The following is a 21,203-nucleotide window of genomic DNA, read 5'->3' as shown; positions in this document are numbered from 1 at the left end:
CTGCGTTTCTGGTAGATTCCCATCTTTCTTTTTTCCATCGCTGCGCTTTGAAGCAATCGGCGCACTACGATGCGTTTCATAGAGATTCTGACGATCCACGCCTGATCGTTCTGCCATCATTGCTGCAAGGCGAGGGTGCTGCACTCTATGAGTCTTGCTCCGTTTCTCTCCGTGTTGCTGATTAGCGGCAGTGTCGCCTTCGTTCTGGCGCTTCTCTTTGTGCAACAGCGCGAAGATAATGGCAGTGTCGCGTTTGCGCTGGTCATGATCGGCAGCGCCATCTGGTCGTGGGGATACGCTTTGCAGATCGGCGCCCGTTCGCCTGAACTCGCCCTGATCGCGTTACGCATCAAGTACATTGGCATCCTCATCGTTCCGACGTGCTGGCTCTGGTTTGCGCTGACCTATACCGATAGCATCGCTTCCCTGACCAGAAAACAGGCGGCGGCGCTAGCGTTCTTTCCTGTGCTGACATTTGTTGCCAACATCACGAACGACTGGCACCGTTTCTTCTACCGGCGCGTCAACCTCGCACCACCCGGCGCACTACCGATTGTGACCTTCGACTATGCTCCCTGGTACTGGATTAATATCGTCTACTCGTACAGTCTGGTTCTGATCGGTCTCTGGCTTCTCATACGCTTCTGGGGGCGCGCGCTTCGTCTCCACCGCATCCAGATCGCCGTGCTGATCGGCGCCTTGCTCTTAATGACCGCCATCAGTCTGACCTTCTACATCAACGAGCAGTTTGTCAGCATAGTGGACGTGACTCCGGTGTTGCTGGCTCTCAACGGAGTGCTCTTCTACCTCGCACTGTTCCGCCCCAGGCATCTCGACGCCCGTCCAATCGCCTATACGCATCTGTTTGAACAGTCGAGCGACGGAGTGCTGGTGTTTGATATGCGGGGCAAGGTGGTTGATTGCAACCCGGCGGCGCGTCGCATGCTCGGTCTGACACATCCGGTGGGACAGTCGGTGCAATCCGTGTTGCAACAGTATCCTGAGCTGGCAGCCTCCTGCACAAGCGGCGTTGCGAACCAACCCATTCGTATCGAACACAGCGCACAGGTGATCGATGCGCACATAGCGCCGTTGCGCGACCGTCGCGGACAGCAGACCGGCTCGGTGCTGGTGATGCGCGATGTGACGAACTGGTGGCGGATGCAACAGGCGCTTGCCGAAAGCGAATCCCGGCTGCGCGAGGAGCGCCGCCTGTTTATTGGAGGTCCGACGGTTGTCTTTCGCTGGGAAGCGCGCGAACGATGCCCTGTTTCGTATGTGTCGCCCAATGTGCAGGAGCAGTTCGGGTATGCGCCCGAAGCATTCACTGAGGGCGGGTTGATGTATCTCTCCCTGATCCATCCTGATGATCGCCAGCGCATCCAGAACGAAATCGCCGACTATATTCGCCGGAGTGTGAGCTGGTATCGTCAGGAGTATCGATTTCGGCGCGCCGATGGCGAGTATCGCTGGATCGATGACTCGACGATGGTGGTTTATAACGATCAGAACGAACCGATCTATTTCCTCGGCTACATTCTCGATGTCACCGAGCAGAAACGCGCCGAAGCCGAGCGGCTCGAAATCGAGCGTCGGTTGCAGCAAACGCAGAAACTGGAGAGTCTGGGATTGCTGGCAGGCGGAGTTGCCCACGACTTTAACAATCTGTTGATGGCGATCATGGGAAACCTTGATCTGGCATTGCTGGCGCTGCCCAAAACCTCAACCGCTTTCCAGCACATCCGCAATGCCATGCTGGCAACCCGTCATGCCGCCGGGTTGACCCAGCAATTGCTGGCGTATGCGGGAAGAGGGGGCGATCGGCGAACCGACGTCGATCTGACCAGGATCGTCGCAGGCATGGCAGATATGCTGCGCGTGTCAGTTGGCAGGCAGACGCGCCTTGAATTGCATCTTGACCCGTATCTTCCGGTTTTCCAGGCTGACCCTTCGCAAATCCAGCAGGTCGTGCTCAATCTGATCCTTAACGCGGCTGATGCGCTCCCGGCGCATGGCGGGATTATCAGCGTGCGCACCGGCATGCGCTTCTGTGATGAGGCGCTACTGGCAGCCAACCGCACAAACGAACGTCTGTCGCCTGGCGAGTACCTTGTGCTCGAAGTCGCCGACACCGGCTGCGGCATGGACGAAGACACCCAGCGTCGTATGTTCGATCCCTTCTTCACGACTAAAGCGATGGGAACCGGTCTGGGCATGTCGGCAGTGCTGGGCATTGTGCGCAATCACCACGGCGGAATCGTGGTCGACAGCGCTCCCGGATGCGGCGCTACGGTCACCGTTCTGTTCCCGCCTTCCTCGCCAGTACGGGAGAGCGAACCGGTCAAACCGGACGTATCGGCGGCGCCCGAACCGATCACTGTTCTCGTGGTGGACGACGAAGCCGATGTGCGTGATGTGACGGCGCGCCTTCTCACCCACCTCAACTTTCGCGTCATTGCGGTCGCCACCGGCGCAGAAGCCATCCAGACCCTACAAGCGCATGCCTCCGAAGTCGCATGTGTGCTGCTCGACGCCAACCTCACGGATATGAGCGGCCTGGCGGTGCTGAAGGCGCTGCGCGCAATCGCGCCTCATATCGCCATTGTGGTGTCGAGCGGGTATTCGCAGCACGAGGTTCTGGCTCGCTTTGCCGAGATGGCAATCGAGGGATTCGTTCAAAAACCATACCAGATAACGGAATTGTACGCTGCCATCCGACGCGCATTGCAACGGTCGGTTATGGCGACCGCCCCTGAGATACTTTCAGACGCTGATGCAACCCCTGAAGTGCAATAAATGCCGGACGAGGACTCCAGTCGGGATTCAGCAGACTAAACGATGCCTGCTCGTGGTTCGGGTTGCCCTGTGCACCCCACAGGACGGCAAAGTTCATATTCCATAAAAACATCGCCCCGACCCACGGACGCCCCTCTTCGTCACGATACTGCTCATAGACTCGCGTGATCGCCCGAACGATATAGTCTGCCTGATCGTCGAACGTCATCAAGTTGCCAAACTCGAATCCCGGTGTCGTATTTGGCGTCGCCCATCCGTATTCGGTAATCCAGATCTGCCGGTCGCCGAGACCGTGTTCGATCATCAACGCGCGCACATTTTCGACGTGGCGGAAGTAATGGGTCGGATGGTCGTTCCACGCCGGACGATTGCCGGGAGATTCGGGATAGAGCCAGTCGGGGGAGTTCGCTGCGCCGCCGGGGTGCGCTGCCTGCGCATCGAAATAGTCACGGATCATGCCGTTCTTGTAGGTGTACATGGCGCGCAGGTACTCAATATCGGGAATGGCGCGCTCCGGGTCGAACACGCCGGTCGATGCCGGCGCTGCCGCCAGCACGTAGATATTGGGGTTGATCGCCTTGATGCGGCGATAGCACTCTGCCAGAATCTCAACGTACCGTCCCGGATCCTCAGGCGTAACGCGCCCGCCATTCTCGACCGCCAGGTTTGGCTCGTTCCAGATCTCGATAGCCGCAATGCGATCTCCATATCGTTCCACCATTGCTGCCACAAAATTGCCCATAACCTTCGGGTCGCGCGGCTTGCCGCCATTGCCGGGAGGGTAGAATGGCGGCGATTGCACGATGTTCACCAGCAATTTCAGGTTGCTGGCAGACACATCGGCGACGATGTGGTCCAGTTCATCCCAGTAATAGACGCCCGGCGCCGCTTCGATATCTTTCCAGTGTACCTGTTGTCGCACCCAGTCGAAGCCAGCGATCTTCGTCAGCATCAGCACCCGGCTGCGGTCGGTATAGTACAGATGCGCCACTACGCCGAATTGCAGCGCAGATGTGCGCAGAAAGCGCGGTTGCGGCGTTCCAGAGACCGGCGCTCTCGTCGGTGTCGGCGCTGTGGTCAACGTCGGCTGCGCTGCGGTGGTGGGGCGCACTTCATCAATATCAGGGCGGGTAAGCGGGTTGGTCGTCGCCGATCCACAGGCGGCGAGGAGTGCGATGATAAAGCCATATCGCGCAATCCAGGACAACACGCACATATTGGAACGATGCATAGCCGATGACGCTTTCCTCACCGAATCCTTATCTCAGCGGTGCATCACAACGGTTGAAGCGCGCGTATTATAAGCAATGCGACAGTTCTGGCAAAACAGATATCATAAAGATAAACGGTCTGGAGAGAGCCGGGGATTCCGGCGGATTCAACACCAGCATCGGAGTGGCCACAGCAACTTCCCGGGTATAATTCATAGAGAAAGAGCAAGTTATGCAGGCGACCGGTGAGTTCATGACCGAATCGACCGCCACCGAAGTGCAGCAACTGATTACCGAAGGGCGCGCTGCTGCGCTGGCAGGTGACACCTTTACTGCGCGCGCTCGATTTCGCCGTGCTACCGAACTTGACAGCGAGAATGTCGATGCCTGGATCGGTTTGAGCAGTGTTGCGCCCATCCTTGCCGAGAAGCGTGAGTACCTGAGGCGCGCGCTGGCGATCGACCCGATGAACGCTGAAGCAACGGCCAGCCTGGCGTATGTCGAGAAATTGCTGGCGGACGGGCTACAGATTGCGCCGTCGCATCGGCGTCAGGAACGGCAGGCGAGCGGTGATGCTTCACCGCTGCTCTCTGCCCCAGAGCCGCCGGCGGTTGAAGTCGCCTACTGCTATATTCACCCCGACCGTGAGACCGGCTTGCGCTGTGTGCAGTGCAATCGTCCGATCTGCGGTTCGTGTGCGCAAATGACTCCTGTCGGGCAACTGTGCCCGGAGTGCCGCAAGGCGCGCCGTCCACCGCATTATCAGGCGGACCTGTCGCATATGCTGATCGGCGGCGTCACCGGGTTCTTTGCCGCACTGATCGGTTCAGTGCTGGTCGTTGTGCTCGGCGGCGTGCCGTTTCTGGGGTTATTTCTGGCAATGATGGCAGGACCACTGACCGGCGCACTGACGGCGCGTATTGTAGAGCAACTGACCCGCAAACGCGGCAAGGCGATGCAGGCGTCAACCGTCATTGGCCTGGCACTCGGCGCACTGCCGCTTGTCGGGTTTGGTGTCATCGCCCTGCTGAACGGCGCCTTTCTGCAATTATTGCTCATCGGATTGTGGGTGACGCTGCTGATTGTGACGGCAGTAGCGCGGCTGCGGTAGCGTTGGAATAGCACACGGATAGACGCGGATGGAACGGATTGCCACGGATGATGATGAATAAGTTCTTAATCCGTGCTAATCCGTCGTATCTGTGCCAATCCGTGTGCTATCTGGAATAGGACACGGATAGACGCGGATGGAACAGATTGCCACGGATGATGATGAATAAGTTCTTAATCCGTGCTGTTCCGTCGTATCCGTGGCGATCCGTGTCCAAATCAACCCGTGCTGTTCCGTCGTATCCGTGGCGATCCGTGTCCAAATCAACCCGTGCCGATCTGTGTGCTATTCACGTCATGCCCTGCCATACACCGGGATTGCCGCGCCGCTAATGATGCGCGCGTCGGGACCGACGAGGAACAGGATAACGCGCGCAATCGCCTCCGGCGCGACCCAGCGACTGTGATCGGCGTTCGGATCGGCGGCGCGATTGGCGGGCGTATCGATCACGCTAGGCAGAATAGCATTAGCGGTAATGTTGGAGTCGCGCAGCTCGGCGGCAAGCGCCTCGGTCAGTTGCAGCACCGCGCGTTTGGCGGCGCCGTATGCTGCCACATTTCTGGCGTTTTGCGTTGCAGTGCGGCTGCTGACATTGACGATTGCGCCGCCGCGCGTCAGCATGTGTGGCACGGCTGCCGCACAGGAAATGACCGCAGTCTTAAGATTGATATCCAGTTGCTGCTGCCAGAGCGACCAGGGAGTGCGATGCACCGGTTCGCCGCCAGCGAATCCGCCGGCAATATTCACCAGAATGTCGATGCCGCCATATGTGCCTGCAACCTGACCATATGCCTGGTACACTGCCGCTTCGTCGGTCAGATCGAGCGGCGCGCCGTCCAATATGGCGTCGGTGGGCAGCGTGATCCGCTTCCGCAGGCGGTCGAGGTCGTCTGTGCCAACATATGGTACCCACACTGTCGCGCCGGCGTTGAGTAGCGCCTGAACCACAGCGCCACCGAGCGCTCCTGTACCGCCGGTGACAATGGCAATCTTCCCTGCCAGCATGATTCTCTGCTGCTTTCTAGCGCTCTGTGAGCGTTGCAACTGCGGGATGCGCGATCAGGACGCCATCGGGACGATTATCCCCCTCGATGCGCGCGAAAATCGTGATGAGTGATCGTTACGACATTGGCACCTGTGGGACGATCATCCCCTCGATGCGCGCGAAGATTTCCGGGATCGAATGACCGGTGATGGTCAACCCGTGATTCTTCAAACCAATGACCGCGCGCGACGGATCGGGCGCCTGACGCACCAGTTCCGCCACTTCGGCCGCCAGTTCGTAGGTGCCGCATGGGTAGTTCACCTGCGTTGACGGAATAGGGTCGCGCCACCAGGCATGGATGTGGATGATTGCGTGCACCTGTGGATGTTCGCGGTAGATCATGTAGTGCTCGATGGCATCGACCGAAACGCGACGCGGTTCGATATGCGGCGGAACGCTCAAGTTAATCTGCAAGTTCTCCGGGTCATACCCCGTCACCAGCAGAATATCACGTCCCACGATGTCAAGGCGGCTCTTATCCACTCCCGATGCCGACATCCAGAAGTACTCAGGGTTGTGCGGCGCCCGGGCGCTCAGGTTGCCATAACTGAGACCGCCAATGCCGTACAGCCGCTTGACGTGGCGCAGTTCGCGCTCCGACAGATACTCCTGAATTGGAATGGCTGCCGGGAGCAACCCCAAGCTGTCGAGTTGCCTGCCCGCCCAACTGATCTGGCGGGTAGCCTCATCGCCGTTCCAGAGATAATCCGGCAGGTCGGGCGTGAACTTATTGTTGATCACCAGATGGCTGCACGCCAGCGGTTGAATACGCCGGTAGATCTGGTCGAAAAAGTCCTGTTCGTCACCATCGAGTCGCACGGTATAGTGCCCTTGTTCGATAGTGACGAAATGGCTTTCGAGTACGCCATTCACGCGCGTATTGTAGATGACCATATTTGCCAGCGAGCGCACAATGAGCGGATAAGCCGCCTTCATCACATCCCGCTGATTCTCTTCGCCTTCGACGATTGTCACCACGAATGTTCCCTGCCCGCGGCGATGGATTGGCCGTGGCCGGTCGATGTCGCACAGGTTCAACACCAGGCGCGCCGGAGGCGATTCAATCGTTTCATCGTCGCTCGACGCATCGGCGGAAATGAATGCGTGTCCGTGGCGTTCCAATGCCGCGCACAATCCTTGCGCAAACCAGGGCGCAAAAGCGTTTTGAGCGTTTCCGGCAATCGTAAAGGTCAGATGTTCGTCCGGGGCGAGTCGCGGCCCTATCAGCGGCGTCCAGGTATCCTGATGCATGGCAGTTCCTCGAAAATGTTGCAACGTGTCGAGCAACCTGCTCGTCTGCCCAAAATCTTCTGCAAGAATAGCCGCACCAGGCGTCCCTGTCAAATTGATAAGGTCTCGGCAACATCCTCCTCGGCGCGTTCGCGCGCGGATCCGATCGAAAAGTATTTCGCTTCCGGGTGATGAATGACAATGGCTGCCGTGCTCTGCTCCGGCACCAGTTGCCAGGCTTCGGTCAGTGAGACGCCGATCTGATCGGCTGGCAGTACGCGGAAGAGTTTCTCGTGCTCTTCGAGGTCCGGGCAGGCGGGGTAGCCCCATGAGTAACGTTTGCCCTGTGTTCCTTTCAGCCCTAACTGCTGGCGGATGAGACGGTTCGTATACTCAGCAAGCGCCTCTGCCAGCGACACGCCCAAACCGTGGATGAAATAAGCGCGCGCGTAGTCGCCGGCATGTTGCAGCGTCTCGGTCAGATCATCGACTTTGCGCCCCATCGTGACGATCTGTAGCGCCACGACATCATACTCGCCACTTTCACGCGAGCGGAAGTAGTCGGCAAGACAGAGACGTTCGCGCTCTGGCTGGCGTGGAAAGACAAAGCGCGTCAATTCGCGCGGCTGCGCGCCGTTCAGGGTTGAAGGCGGGTCGTACACGATCACCTCATGCCCGTCGCTCTGGCATGGGTAGTAGCCGTACACTACCTGCGGCTCGAGCCAGCCATCGCGTTCCGCCTCGCGCACCAGATCGCGCACTTTTGCGTCGAACTCCGCCTTCAGGCGCTCCCACTCCTCGCCTTTGGCATTCTTTGCGCCCCATTGCAGGCGATAGAGTGCATTGCGGTCGAGGCACTCGACCACATCCGCCAGTTTGATGCGCCGCACGACCTTTGCACCCCAGAACGGCGGCGTGGGAACAGGCACATCGGTGCGCACCGCCGAGCGAACCTTTGCAGCGTCGCTTAGCGTTGCACGACCGAGTTCCGCCAGCGCGACGCGGCCACGCTGCTTCTTGCCGAGCGCCTCGGCTGCCTCCGCCTTTGTGCGCTCGACAAATGCCGCACGGGTTGTCGGGTCTGCCAGCGCATCGACCGTCTCCAATCCCTCAAATGCGTCCTTGCAGTAGAAGACGCCTGGTTCGTAGGGGGTGTTATCATCGACGAACAAAATGCGCTGCCCGTACTGTTTGTTGATCGCCGCACCGCCCACCAGCACCGGGAACTTCAGCCCGCGTCGGTAGAGTTCCTGAACGCAGAGGGGCATCTGCTTTGAGGTGCTCACCAGCAGCGCCGACAACCCGATGGCATCGGCATTGACCTCGACGGCCTTCTCGATGATGGTATTGATCGGCACCTGCTTGCCGAGGTCGTAGACGGTATACCCGTTGTTGGCAAGAATGGTATGCACCAGGTTTTTGCCAATGTCGTGGACATCGCCATAGACCGTCGCCAGCACAATTTTGCCCTTGGTGACACCTTCAAGTTTTTCCAGGTACTGTTCCAGGTGCGCGACGGCGCGTTTCATCACCTCGGCGCTCTGCAACACGAAAGGCAGGATCAGTTGCCCGGCGCCGAACAGATCGCCGACTTCCTTCATCGCCGGCAGCAGGACGGTGTTCAACACATCAACGGCAGCAGCGTTGCGGAAAGGTGACGCAACGAGCGACTCGTGCGAGCGTCGATCGGGATTGCTCACTCCATTGCCTGCACGCGCCTCCATGTCACCGATTCGCTCAGCGATCACCTGATCGATATCCGCTTCGATGCCTTCCTTCTTCCGATGGACGATCTTCCAGTGGATACGCTGCGCCGCTGTCATGCCCTCGGTTGGATCGGCGCGTTCGGTTTTTGCGTCTGCCGCGTGCTCCTCGAAGAACTGAATGAAGCGCGCCAGCGCCTGATCGTCGCGGTCGAAGATCAAGTCCTCACAGACTTTGATGTGTTCCGGCGGGATCTCGGCGTATGGCGTCACATGCGCCGGGTTGATGATCGCGGTATCGAGACCGGCATCGACAGCGTGCTTGAGGAACACCGAGTTGAGCGTTGCGCGCGCGTGCGGTGCAACGCCAAAACTCAGATTGCTGACGCCGAGGGTTGTGAAACATCCGGGAATGTGCTGTTTCACCAGGCGAATGCCCTCGATTGTTTCGATGGCAGCGCGGCGCAGTTCCGCTTGACCGGTGGTGATCGGGAACGTCAGCACATCGAAGATCAGCGCTTCGTTTGGCACGCCATACTCGTCCTGCGCGATCTGCGCGATGCGCTGTGCAATCGCCAGTTTGCGTTCGGCGGTATGCGCCATGCCCTCTTCATCGATTGTCATGGCGATGGTTGCCGCGCCATAGCGCGCCACCAACGGCATCGTGCGGTCGATCTTATCGCCGCGCCCCCCTTCGAGCGACACCGAATTGACCACCGCGCGACCGGGATAGATCGCCAGCGCCGCTTCGAGCACATCGGCTTCGGTGGTATCGATCACCAGCGGCAACTCGACGTTCATGGTCAGTTTTTTAACCAGTTTGACCATCATCTCGCGCTCATCAGAACGCTCGGTCATTGCCACGCATACATCGAGCAGGTGCGCGCCCGAATCGACCTGTTCGCGCGCCACTTCGAGCACGCCGTCGTAGTCCTCGTTCAACAGCAGGCGTTTGACCTTGCGCGAACCGAGGGTATTGACTCGTTCACCGATGATCGTCAGCGTGCCTTCCTGCCGCAGCGCCGCTGCGCGCACCCCTGATGAGACGCTCGGAATGTATTCAATATCACGGACTTTCGGCGGCACGAAGCCAACCACTTCACGCAGGCGGCGAATGTGCGCCGGTCGCGTGCCGCAGCACCCGCCAACGACTGCCACGCCATACTCGTGGACATACTCACCCAAAATGCGCGCAAACGGTTCTGGTTCCATTGGATAGACCGTTTCACCGTTGACCTCGATCGGCAGACCGGCGTTGGGAATGCAGGAGATTGGCTTGCGCGAGTGGCGGGTCATGTACCGGATCGCCTCACGCATATGCTCAGGACCGGTCGAACAGTTCAGCCCGATCACATCGACCGGCATCGCTTCGAGGGTGGCGATGATCGCGGGCACTTCGGTGCCAAGGAGCATCTTGCCGGAGAGATCAAGGAACACCTGCGCCTGCACGGCGACATCAGGACGGTTGAGGTCCGCCTTTGCGCGGCGAATGCCGTCGAGCGCCGCCTTCACCTCGAGAATATCGACACTCGTCTCGACCAGCAACACATCGACGCCGCCTTCGATCAGCGCGGTCGCCTGCTCGTAGAAGATGTCGGACAACTGATCGAATGTTACATCGGAGAGCGCCGGATCATCGGATGACGGCAGTTTCCCGGTGGGACCCATCGAACCTGCCACGTAGCGCGGCCGTCCATCGCGCGCCTCGAACGCATCGGCGACGCGCCGCGCCAGGCGCGCAGCCGCGACATTGATGGCGTGCGTCTGATCGGCCAGTCCCCATTCCTCAAGGCGCGGGCGGGTTGACTGGAAGGTGCAGGTTTCGAGCACATCTGCACCTGCTTCCAGGAACGACGCATGGATCTGTTCGATCACGTCGGGGCGTGTAATGACCAGATAATCGCGCGCGCCAAATGTCTGTTCGCCGCCGTAGTCTGCGGCTGTCAGGTGGAATGTGTCGATGCTGGTGCCCATAGCGCCGTCGTAGATCAGAACGCGCTCGCACAGGGCTTCGAGGTACGTTGGCTTCTTCAAGGAAACACCTCGTAAGAACTGATAGCAGGAATGCGATGAGCAATGACGCTCACCGGATTAACAAAGAACCCCACGCGCGCGCGTGAGGTTCCGGATGCCTCATCACCGCTCATCTTCCAGCCTGCGCTGCCGGAATTGCCACCCTCTAGCCGGAGCGCCGGTGCGGCGATTGCACGACCTGCGGCCACGGGTTGGCGGAGCTTCGTCGGGCCGGTCCCTCCACTCCTCTGGATGAGCATCTTTATGTGGTAGTATAGCATAGCGAAGAAAAGTGCGTCAATGTCAATTGATTCATAAGTCCACTGCACACCGGCTGAACCACCAAGGACTCGAAGCGCACGAAGGGGAATGAACATGCAGCGCATGTCCTTCGTGTCTCTTGGTGACCTTCGTGGTTGCTTTGTGCCGTGAAGTAAACACCAGGGACCCGAAGCGCACGAAGGGGAATGAACATGCAGCGCATGTCCTTCGTGTCCCTTGGTGACCTTCGTGGTTTCGTGGTTACCGCTTTGCGCAGTGAAGTCATTCGTCCATCGCTTGACATCCCCCGTCTGGAGTGCTACCATATACTTCGCAGAAGGGCGGTTAGCTCAGTTGGTTAGAGCGCCACGTTGACATCGTGGAGGTCACTGGTTCGAGTCCAGTATCGCCCACCATCCCGCAGGACGAGAATTGTGAATTGAGCAGTCTGTCTCAGTTCCAATTCTCGTTTTGTTTAGGGATCATAAAGAATATCTTAACCCTCACCCGTCACCGCCATGCAGCGCGTGTTCCGTGTCTTGTTCTTCAGTCTGCTCCTCACCTGCCCGGCATGCCAGCGCGGGCGCATGTTTCGTTCGCGTTTCACCATGAATGTGCGCTGCCCGGTGTGCGGTATCGTCTTTGAGCGTGGTGCGGGTGAATTCAGCGGCGGGATGGCGATCAATACGGTCGCCACCTCATCGGTGGCGGTCAGCGGCGCGGCGCTCGCGTTTTTTACCGATATGCCGGTCTGGACCCTGATCGTGGCATTGACGCTTGTTTCGGTCCTCTTCGCCCTCTGGTTCTACCGCTACGCGCGCGCTCTGTGGGCGGGCATTCTGTATTTGACCGGCTCGATACGGGAAGATTGATCCATGTCACTTCACGAGATTCTGCGCGATGTCATCGTGCGTCTGGCAGTAGAACGTCCAGCGACGAGTCGCTCCACGACGGAGTGGGCAGAGACGCTTGCCGCGTCTGGGGCGAAACTCAAGGCGCGCATGACCGCTATCGCCGATACCCCCGCCAATTGCCGGCAACTCCGGCACATTATCGGTCTTGAACGCTGGGGGCAGCGCCGGATGCGTGTGGCGCTCGGCGAGCCGTTCATTAATGATGAGATGGACGAGTATGAACCGCCGGTGGATTTGCGTTTCCCCGACCTGATCGATGTGTTCCTTAACACACGCGACGAAACGGTGAATATCGCGCGGCGCTGCGCTGCCGATCCACGCACCGAGTCCACGCGCGTGCAACACAATCAGTTGGGTCCGCTCAGCATTCGCGGTTGGTTGCGGTATCTCGATCTGCATGCCCGTCTTGAGGCGCGCTGGTTGCATTGATCGATGCCACAAAAGCGTCGAGCCAGCGCCAGACTGCCGCCAGCGCCTCGACATCGGTTGCCAGATAGACGATTGCCGGCGTCAGTCTATCGAAAACATTGGCTGGCGATGGTTGTGCCCGCCACTGCCGGTATGCCTCCCATGCCAGCGTCCAGTGATCGGCGCCTGGGGACCACCTCCACCCCAGCCAGCGCGCAGCGGCTTTTAATCCGCCGCCGCGCTGGTCGCTCTGGCGGGGTGTCGGAAGTACGACGCGCTTGTACAGTTCGCGTTGTGCATCGATCATGAGGGGGATGAGTTCCTGGTATGTGTGCGGATCCGCACTCTGCTCGAGCATCAGGCGCTCGGCTTCTCCCCAGTGTGCCAGCGCACCTCCTGTCGCGCGCACGGCGTGGAGCACGCGCTGCCAACCCTCATGCGCACTGTGCACCCCAATGACAGGGATGCCGTTGAGCCGAACGTCGCTGCCTGCCACGAGGGGTTCCACGACAATCACGAAGCGGTCGCCGGGTGCGCCGGCAAGCCCGAATGCCCACGGCTCGCGCGTCTGCGGATCGCTCTCGATGTCAAGAAAGAGCCGGACTTGCGGCAGAGACGGAATGGCGGCGCTGACCGGTAATGGTTGATCGGTCAGCAATGCCTGCGCCTGGCGTCGGAGACGTGCCTCCGTTGCGGACGAGTGGTCCGGCAGTGTCGTCATGGTTGCAGGATCGAGCGTTATGACCTGATCGATGCGATGGATGCCAAGCCGCCGTAGGGCGCTCCCTTGCCGCCGACTCAGTCTGGGGATCAGGGCGATGTCGTGGGTGTCATGCGCTGCGGCATCACACGAGGTGCGCCATGGACAAAACGGGCAATGGTCGCTATCGAACCAGATCGGTGGGGCTTCCCCGGCGGCAATCGCAATGGCGCGCCGTATCTGTGCAGTGAACGCAGCGAGCGATGCGGTCTGGCGTTTGATACATACTGGTCTATAGCCGTTCGCGCCGAGCCACAGTTCACCCGGCGGGTCATGATCCCATCCCTGCGTTTGCCGGACGAGCCAGCGCCACGAGTCGAGCAAGAGCCGTTCCCAGCGGGTGGGTCGGGTATGCAGCACAATGGCAATCGGCTCGTAGATCCATGCGCCTGATGCGGCAGTAGTCTGGCGTTGCAGAAGGTCGGGAGCGCCATGTAGCAGGCGACCGCCGATTGGCGCTTCGAGCGCGGCGCCGCTTATCATTGCTGCGCCGCGTTGCATTGCGAGGCGTGTCTGGGTCACCCGTTCGTTCCATGGAAGTTCTGAGAAATCTTCGACTCCTTCAATTGCAGCGAGGATGTGGCATTTGTGGTTGGCACGCAGCGTCATGCGTGCCCGGGCATCGGCAGTGGGGGCAGTCTGCGGCGGTTGAGCGCTGCGCCCGTCGAGCCAGACACGCCGCTCACACCGCATCACCCATGCCAGGTCGGCGGCGTCGAGCAGTGGGAGATTGGTGCACCGTGGGCGCTCGTTCGTCGGTTATCTCCTGGCAAGGGCTGCAACTTCCGACTCATCGGCGACGCTCTCGATTGGGCACGGAGGCGCTTCACCACGCACACACGACCAGAAAGCGCTGCACCGCCGCCATGCAGCCTGCCGTGCCGTGTGCGCCGCCGATCCAGCAGCGAGCGTGATGCGACCGGCAAGCGCAGACGCCAGCGCCACCTGGTAGTCGTCCACCTGAAGCAGCACAGCGCCATCGATGCCGACCGCCAGCACTCCGACGTCGGCGCCGGGCACAACTCCCTGCTGCGCCAGAAACGCTGCCGCTGCCGGCTCAACGTCGATGGTGGCCACCACGCCGCGCATTCCGGCGGTGCAGGCGGTGAGTGGTTGAGGGGTGCGGTTGATGGATGAACGTGCTTCAGGATCGCGTTCCAGGAAGGCTTTGAGCGCCGCAACCAGTCGCTCCGAGGTGATGTGTTCGAGCTGGCACGCCAGTGTATCGGCTTCCTCTGGATCGATGCCCAGATTTTCGACAAGGAAGATGACCCAGAGACGACGGCGCGAGAGAATGCGCTGTGCCCACTCCTCGCCGTCCGGCGTGAGGGTAACGCCCTTGTACGGTTGGTACGAGAGCAATCCGCGCTCCTCCAAACGATGGCACATTTCGTTGGCGGAAACCTGTGATACGCCGAGTTTGCTCGCCAGCAACGACAGCGGAACCGGTTGATCTGGCGCACTGCGCAGGAGCGCGGTCATCACCAGGTACATTTCGACGCTTTCACTCACGCATCCCTCCTGCCGTGTTTGGGCATGCCATACATCTGTGGGTAGCATACGACGGCGAGCGAGGGTTGTCAACTGTGCCCGATGCCTGCTGTGCACCTTTGCGTCGACCTGGAGCTCCAATGCCGCCGTGCTGATTGGTCCGTTGAGCGGTAAGGTTGATGCAATGACCGTTGATGACATTACCCGCAACGTCCATGCTCGACCAGAACGGTAGGCTGACTGCGGTTGTCCTGACGCCGGATCTTTGGCGTCAGATTCTCAGTGCGCTCGAAGAGGCGGAAGATCGGGCGCTGATCCGGAGGCTCAGGGAGCGGATCTCGGCCCGACCTGCTACTTCCGGGGCGCTACGATGGGAGGATGTCGCGCAGGACTGGATATGCGTGCGATCTCTTCATCGAGCCGGAAGTTCACGCGGCTTGTCGCGATCTGCCTGTATGCGCCGGCGAATACGGCGGATTGTTTCCGACCTCGCAGCCTCACCGCGTCCGCCTGAAAGTGCAGTGATACACACTGAAATCTCCGCGAGGGTGTGGAGAACCGTCGTCTTCGCATTGAGCGCCGGCGCATCATCTATGCAGTCTATGACGTCGAGCACTGGTTCTGGATTCTGGCGCTGCGTCGCCGTCCCCCTGTGATGATGAGGATCTGCCAGAACTTATTGCACGACTGAAGGAATGACCTTTATGAGCCGGTTCCTTCTCCCTGGAGCGCGCTTTCGAACGCCTGGATCAGCGTCTGCACCGCCGTCGTCACCGGCAACGTTCCTTCGACAACCGCCTGTTCGATGGCAGGCAGTTGTCCCTGCACGACCGGATGCCCAAAGAAGCGCGTGCGCAGATGATCCTCGATCAGGGTGTAGACCCAATCGCGCGCCTGATCACGGCGCCGTGCCGCAAACACGCCCGATGCCGTCGTTTCGTCGCGGAAGCGTTCGATTTCGCGCCAAATCTCCGCGATCCCCTCGCCGGTTTGCGCCGAGCAGATGTAGGCGCGCGGACGCCACCCTTCCGTGGCAGGTGTCAGGTAGCGCAGCGCATGGGTGTACTCTGCCTGCGCTGCCAACGCGCGCGCGCGGTTATCGCCGTCGGCTTTCGTGATCAGGAGCGCATCTGCCAGTTCGATGATCCCCTTCTTGATGCCCTGCAATTCGTCGCCGGCGCCTGCCAGCATCAGGAGCAGGAAGAAATCAACCATCCCACGCACTGCGATTTCGCTCTGACCGACGCCAACCGTCTCGACCAGCACAATATCGAACCCGGCGGCTTCGCAAAGGAGAAGTGTTTCCCGGCTTTTGCGCGCCACACCGCCGAGGCTGCCGCCCGTTGGCGATGGACGAATGTAGGCATTGGGGTGGCGCGACAGACGCTCCATGCGCGTTTTGTCGCCAAGGATGCTACCGCGCGAGATGCTGCTGGACGGATCGACCGCCAGCACTGCCACGCGATGCCCGCGTTCGCAGAGCATCATGCCGAGCGCCTCGATGAACGTGCTCTTGCCAACGCCAGGCACTCCGGTGATGCCGACGCGCAGCGCACCGCCGGTATACGGCAGCAGCGCGCGCAACACTTCCTGCGCCAGCGCCATATGCGCCGGAGCGTTGCTCTCGATCAGCGTAATGGCGCGCGCCAGGATCGACCGGTCGCCGCCGCGCACGCCAGCCACATACTCATCGAGCGTCAGCAAGCGACGGCGGGGGGACGGCGGCGCTGCCAGCGCATGCACCTGCTGACCCGGCAACCCGTCGTGCCCGCCGGTCACCCCTTCCACCACCGAAAGACCAAACGGCATCGCTTCTGAGGAAGCAGAGTGTTGCCCGTTACTCATGCTGCGTCCCGTGTTTGAACTGTCGGACCGGTCTCGACGCCATCACCGTGCAATCGTCGCTGCAACTCCAGGAGCAATTTCTCCGCCGCCACGGGAATGATCGTACCGGGACCGAAGATCATGGCTGCACCGTGCTCACGCAGGAACTCGTAATCCTGCGCCGGAATAACACCGCCGATCACCACCAGAATGTCGTCGCGTCCCAGTTTGCGCAGTTCTTCGACCAGTTGCGGCAGCAGCGTCTTGTGCCCGGCTGCCAGCGAACTGATGCCAACCACATGGACATCGTTTTCGACCGCCTGCCGCGCCACCTCGTCCGGCGTCTGGAACAGTGAACCGATATCCACATCGAAGCCGAGGTCGGCGAACGCCGTCGCCACCACCTTGGCGCCGCGGTCGTGCCCGTCCTGCCCGATTTTAGCCACCAGAATACGCGGACGGCGCCCTTCGCGCGCAGCGAATGCATCCGCCAGCGCGCGCACATGATGGATCTGCTCGACATCGCTGAACTCGCTGCCGTACACCCCCGACACTGCGCGGATAGTCGCTTTATAGCGCCCAAAGACCTTTTCCATTGCCATTGAAATCTCTCCCAGCGTCGCGCGCGCTCGCGCTGCTTCAACCGCCGCTTCCAACAGGTTGCCTTCGCCGGTGGCTGCCACGCGGGTCAGCGCATCGAGCGCCGCCTGCGTGCGCGCCTCATCGCGTTCGGCGCGCAGTTTCTTCAACCGCTCGATCTGCGCCTGGCGCACCGCCGTGTTGTCCACTTCCAGGATTTCAATCGGCGCTTCGTAGGGCAGGCGATACTTATTGACCCCGACGATCGTCTCGCGCCCGGAGTCGATATGCGCCTGACGCCGCGCCGCCGCTTCCTCGATACGCAGTTTCGGCACCCCGGCTTCGATGGCTTTCGCCATGCCACCTAGTTCCTCGACTTCCTGGATGTGCGCCCAGGCGCGCCGCGCCAGCGCATCGGTCAGCCACTCGAGGTAGTACGCGCCGCCCCACGGATCGACGATCTTGCAGATGCCGGTCTCTTCCTGGAGATAGAGTTGCGTATTGCGCGCAATCCGCGCCGAGAAATCGGTCGGCAGCGCAATCGCTTCGTCGAGCGAATTCGTATGGAGCGACTGCGTATGCCCCAGTGCGGCAGCCATTGCCTCGATACAGGTGCGCGCCACATTGTTGAACGGGTCCTGCTCGGTCAGGCTCCAGCCCGACGTCTGACAGTGTGTGCGCAGCGCCATCGAGCGAACATCTTTGGGGTCGAACTGCTTGATAATCTTCGCCCACAGCAGGCGCGCGGCGCGCATCTTGGCAATCTCCATGAAGTAATTCATGCCGATCGCCCAGAAGAACGAAATGCGCGGTGCGAAGGCATCGATAGATAACCCGGCTTTCAACCCGGCGCGCACATACTCCAGCCCGTCTGCCAGCGTGTACCCCAATTCCAGGTCGGCGGTTGCGCCCGCCTCTTGCATATGGTAGCCGGAAATGCTGATGCTGTTGAACTTCGGCATGTGCTTTGCCGTGTAGGCGAAAATATCGGCAATGATGCGCATTGACGGTTCAGGCGGATAGATGTAGGTATTGCGCACCATGTATTCCTTGAGGATGTCGTTCTGAATCGTGCCGGTCAGTTGCTCCTGGCGCACCCCCTGCTCTTCGGCGGCGACGATGTAGAACGCCATCACCGGAATGACGGCACCGTTCATCGTCATCGACACCGACATCTGATCGAGCGGGATGCCATCGAACAGAATCTTCATGTCGAGCACCGAGTCGATTGCGACACCCGCCTTGCCTACATCGCCGACCACCCGCGGGTGATCGGAGTCGTAGCCGCGGTGCGTGGCCAGGTCGAAGGCGACCGACAGACCCTTCTGCCCGGCTGCCAGATTGCGCCGGTAGAACGCATTGCTCGCCTCAGCGGTCGAAAAGCCGGCGTACTGGCGGATCGTCCAGGGTTGAGTCACATACATGGTAGGGTAGGGACCACGCAAATATGGTGGGATGCCGGCAGTGAAGCGCAGGTGTTCCAGCCCGGCAATATCGTCGGCGGTATACAGAGGGCGCACATCAATCTGCTCCATCGTGCGCCAGACCAGTGCATCGAGCGGTTTGCCCGCCTCGCGTTCGGCGCGCTCGCGCCACTGCGCCAGCGTCGGAGCGGCGGCGCCATCACGATAGGGAAGCGTCGTAAAATCCGGGGTTTTCACGCGACAACTCCTTTCAACTGCTGCAACCGCACCAGGGTCTCGTAACAGTTCGCTCGAAGATGAATAAACTCATCGACCCCGGCCGCCCGATGGGCTTCGACCTGATCGGCAGGATACCCTGCCAGCACCACAGTCATATCTGGACGATTCGATTTTATCAGGTTTGTCAGCGGCGGCACAATCTCCGGGTAGGTGTCGTCGGTCGAACAGATCGTGACAATGCCCGCTCCCGACGCCAGCGCCGCCTGCGCTGCCTCTTCGACTGTGGTGAAGCCATCGTTGCCAATCACCTCGAAGCCGCCTGCCTCGAAGAAGCCGGTTGAAAAATCGGCGCGCGCCTTGTGCTGCGGAATCGGTCCCATATTGGCAAGGAAGACCTTCGGGCGCGCGCCAGTGCGCGCAGCATACGCATCCGCTGCCATGCGCAACGTTTCGAACTGTTCCGCTGCACGATGTGCAGGGATCGACTCGATGGTTGGACCGGTGGTGTCGCCTGATGCCAGCGCCGCTGCGAGATCGCCGAGGGTTGCGCCTGTGCGCGCTGCCGCCAGCGCCAGTTCCACCAGGCGATCCTGCGGCGCACTCACCAGCGCATCGAGCGCATCCTGGCACGCCTGCGAGTCGCGCATCTGACGCACACGTCGCACATCAGCGGCGCGTTCCGCCTGCACGGCGGCGTGGTCTACCGGTCGCACCGTCAGCGGCTTTTCCTTCAGGTTGGGGTACATGTTCACGCCGATGATCACCTCGCGGCGCTGTGCGATGGCAGAGAAACGCTCGTTGCGCGTTGCCGCAATTGCAGATTGTGGAAACCCGGCAGCCAGCGCATCAGCCATACCGCCCCGGCGCTCGATCTCCTGGAACAGTGCCCACGCCTTCTGCGCCACCTGATCGGTCAGCGACTCAATCGCCCAGGAACCGCCGGGTGGGTCGATCAAGCGAATGAAATTGCACTCCTCTTGGAGAATAATCTGCACATTGCGCGCAATCCGACGGGAAAACTCGTCAGGCAGTCCCAGCGCCTCGTCGAAATGGCTGACGTGCAGGCTATCAACGCCGCCCATCACGCCTGCCATCGCCTCGCCGGTGGCGCGCAGCATATTGTTGTAGGCATCAAACCGCGCCTTCGTCCAGGCAGATGTGCGCCCGTGAATGCGCATCTTTTGCGACTCGTCATTGCCGCCGAATGCCGCCACGACGCGCGCCCACAGCATGCGTGCTGCGCGCAGGCGGGCAATTTCCATAAAGAACTGTGACCCGATCGAGAAGGCAAACTGCATCCGCGGCGCAACACCATCGATATCAAGCCCGCGCTCCTGCATCGCGCGCAGATACGCCACCCCGGTCGCCAGCGCGCACGCCAGGTCCTGCACCACCGTCGCGCCGCCATTGTGGTACCCATGAGTCGCTACCATAATCGTCCGCAGGCGTGGCGCGTGGGTTTGCGCCCATGCCGTCCAGCGCGCCATTGCATCGTAGCAACGCTCCAGCAACAGCGGCAACGTCCCAAACATCGCCAGCGCGCCAAGCGGATCGGCGCCAATGCACCCCTGCACCTGATCGTGCGCAATACCGTACCGTTCCGCAGCGGCGAGGATCAGCGTCGCAACCGGCAGCGCATCGGCGCCGGCAGCAACGAGCAACGGCGTGCGGTCGAGCGCCATGCCATCACACAGCGTCGCGGCATCCTCGACACTGGCAAGCGACATGCCGCCAGCGCCGATCCATTCCACCGGTGCAGCATCGGGATCGAGACCATGAAGTGTCGCCCGGTCGAGCGGCACATTGATTGCCGTCAACCCGCGCGGCAGGTCATCATGCGCCGCCTGATTGACTTCACGCGGCGTGGGGTAGGGCAATTCCTGACACACCTCCCAGCGCCCAATGACGTAGCCCAGCGTCCGCGTGCTGCGCACGAATGGCGCAAAGCCGGGGAGCGAGGTGATGTGCGGTAAAGATGCAATATCTTCGGCATTGTAGATCGGCTGAAGGCTGATCTGCTCGTAGGTGCGGGTGATCAGTCGCTTCTCGAACGGCGCGCCCTTGAGCGTCTTTTCCGCCGCTGCGCGCCATTCGTCGTAGGTGGCGGGGGGGAACATATCGAACAGCGGTTGTACTGCTGCATCGCCAGCCATGGTAGTCTGCACCTCATCGCTCATAGCAGTGCTCCTCGCCGGCAGTCTTATGAACGCACAC

The 21,203-nt window shown here is 60.6% G+C and carries 13 protein-coding genes, 1 tRNA gene and 1 riboswitch; of the genes, 5 read left to right on the top strand and 9 right to left on the bottom strand.

Going from position 1 to position 21,203, the window contains the following annotated elements:
* The first annotated feature begins 147 nt into the window (after nt 1–147).
* Nucleotides 148–2,796 carry a histidine kinase N-terminal 7TM domain-containing protein gene (locus RCAS_RS20155; RefSeq protein WP_012122342.1) on the top strand — a complete coding sequence of 883 codons (2,649 nt, stop codon included), beginning with the start codon at nt 148–150 and terminating at the stop codon, nt 2,794–2,796.
* On the opposite strand, the gene RCAS_RS20150 is transcribed toward RCAS_RS20155, so the two are convergent.
* The gene (locus RCAS_RS20150; protein ID WP_232280077.1) at nt 2,738–4,027 is read right to left on the bottom strand and encodes a glycoside hydrolase family 5 protein; all 1,290 of its coding nucleotides are present in this window, start codon (nt 4,025–4,027) and stop codon (nt 2,738–2,740) included. The two genes, RCAS_RS20155 and RCAS_RS20150, sit on opposite strands and share 59 nt — an antisense overlap.
* Before the next feature lie 212 nt (nt 4,028–4,239).
* Between RCAS_RS20150 and RCAS_RS20145 the strand changes: the two genes are divergently transcribed.
* A complete protein-coding gene (locus tag RCAS_RS20145; RefSeq protein ID WP_232280076.1) occupies nt 4,240–5,118 on the top strand; it encodes a B-box zinc finger protein in 879 nt (292 codons plus the stop codon).
* A gap of 294 nt (nt 5,119–5,412) precedes the next feature.
* Here the strand turns inward: RCAS_RS20145 and RCAS_RS20140 are convergent, their stop codons facing one another.
* The 3 genes from RCAS_RS20140 to RCAS_RS20130 all read right to left on the bottom strand — a co-directional run bounded on the left by RCAS_RS20140 (nt 5,413) and on the right by RCAS_RS20130 (nt 11,130).
* Complete coding sequence (locus RCAS_RS20140; protein WP_012122339.1) at nt 5,413–6,123, bottom strand: SDR family oxidoreductase; 711 nt, start codon at nt 6,121–6,123, stop codon at nt 5,413–5,415.
* Nucleotides 6,124–6,238: 115 nt separating this feature from the next.
* On the bottom strand, nt 6,239–7,414 hold the full coding sequence (locus RCAS_RS20135; RefSeq protein ID WP_012122338.1) for a class II aldolase/adducin family protein: 1,176 nt from the start codon (nt 7,412–7,414) through the stop codon (nt 6,239–6,241).
* Between the two features lie 89 nt (nt 7,415–7,503).
* Nucleotides 7,504–11,130, bottom strand: coding sequence for a methionine synthase (locus RCAS_RS20130; protein ID WP_012122337.1), 3,627 nt, complete (start codon nt 11,128–11,130; stop codon nt 7,504–7,506).
* Nucleotides 11,131–11,236: 106 nt separating this feature from the next.
* Nucleotides 11,237–11,368: riboswitch (SAM riboswitch) on the bottom strand.
* Nucleotides 11,369–11,709: 341 nt separating this feature from the next.
* Between RCAS_RS20130 and RCAS_RS20120 the strand changes: the two genes are divergently transcribed.
* From RCAS_RS20120 to RCAS_RS24285, 3 genes are all read left to right on the top strand, one after another.
* Nucleotides 11,710–11,786: transfer RNA gene (locus tag RCAS_RS20120), tRNA-Val, on the top strand.
* A gap of 102 nt (nt 11,787–11,888) precedes the next feature.
* Nucleotides 11,889–12,242, top strand: coding sequence for a DUF983 domain-containing protein (locus RCAS_RS20115; RefSeq protein WP_012122336.1), 354 nt, complete (start codon nt 11,889–11,891; stop codon nt 12,240–12,242).
* A gap of 3 nt (nt 12,243–12,245) precedes the next feature.
* Nucleotides 12,246–12,713 (top strand): hypothetical protein, encoded by a 468-nt coding sequence (locus RCAS_RS24285; protein WP_012122335.1) that lies wholly within the window; start codon nt 12,246–12,248, stop codon nt 12,711–12,713.
* On the opposite strand, the gene RCAS_RS20105 is transcribed toward RCAS_RS24285, so the two are convergent.
* From RCAS_RS20105 to RCAS_RS20085, 5 genes are all read right to left on the bottom strand, one after another.
* Nucleotides 12,646–14,157, bottom strand: coding sequence for a TM0106 family RecB-like putative nuclease (locus tag RCAS_RS20105; RefSeq protein ID WP_269634026.1), 1,512 nt, complete (start codon nt 14,155–14,157; stop codon nt 12,646–12,648). The two genes, RCAS_RS24285 and RCAS_RS20105, sit on opposite strands and share 68 nt — an antisense overlap.
* A gap of 54 nt (nt 14,158–14,211) precedes the next feature.
* On the bottom strand, nt 14,212–14,964 hold the full coding sequence (locus RCAS_RS20100) for a metal-dependent transcriptional regulator (protein ID WP_012122333.1): 753 nt from the start codon (nt 14,962–14,964) through the stop codon (nt 14,212–14,214).
* A 681-nt stretch (nt 14,965–15,645) separates the two neighbouring features.
* Nucleotides 15,646–16,788, bottom strand: coding sequence for a methylmalonyl Co-A mutase-associated GTPase MeaB (gene meaB / locus RCAS_RS20095; protein WP_012122332.1), 1,143 nt, complete (start codon nt 16,786–16,788; stop codon nt 15,646–15,648).
* Entirely contained in the window at nt 16,785–19,007 is a 2,223-nt protein-coding gene (gene scpA, locus RCAS_RS20090; protein ID WP_012122331.1) for a methylmalonyl-CoA mutase, read from the bottom strand. The genes meaB and scpA overlap by 4 nt, the downstream gene beginning before the upstream one ends.
* Nucleotides 19,004–21,166: a methylmalonyl-CoA mutase family protein gene (locus RCAS_RS20085; RefSeq protein ID WP_012122330.1), complete on the bottom strand. Its 2,163-nt coding sequence runs from the start codon at nt 21,164–21,166 to the stop codon at nt 19,004–19,006. The genes scpA and RCAS_RS20085 overlap by 4 nt, the downstream gene beginning before the upstream one ends.
* Between the last annotated feature and the right edge of the window lie 37 nt (nt 21,167–21,203).

This window comes from Roseiflexus castenholzii DSM 13941 (genome assembly GCF_000017805.1).
In the GTDB taxonomy this organism is placed as follows: domain Bacteria; phylum Chloroflexota; class Chloroflexia; order Chloroflexales; family Roseiflexaceae; genus Roseiflexus; species Roseiflexus castenholzii.
This window is presented reverse-complemented; position numbering and strand designations above follow the sequence as displayed.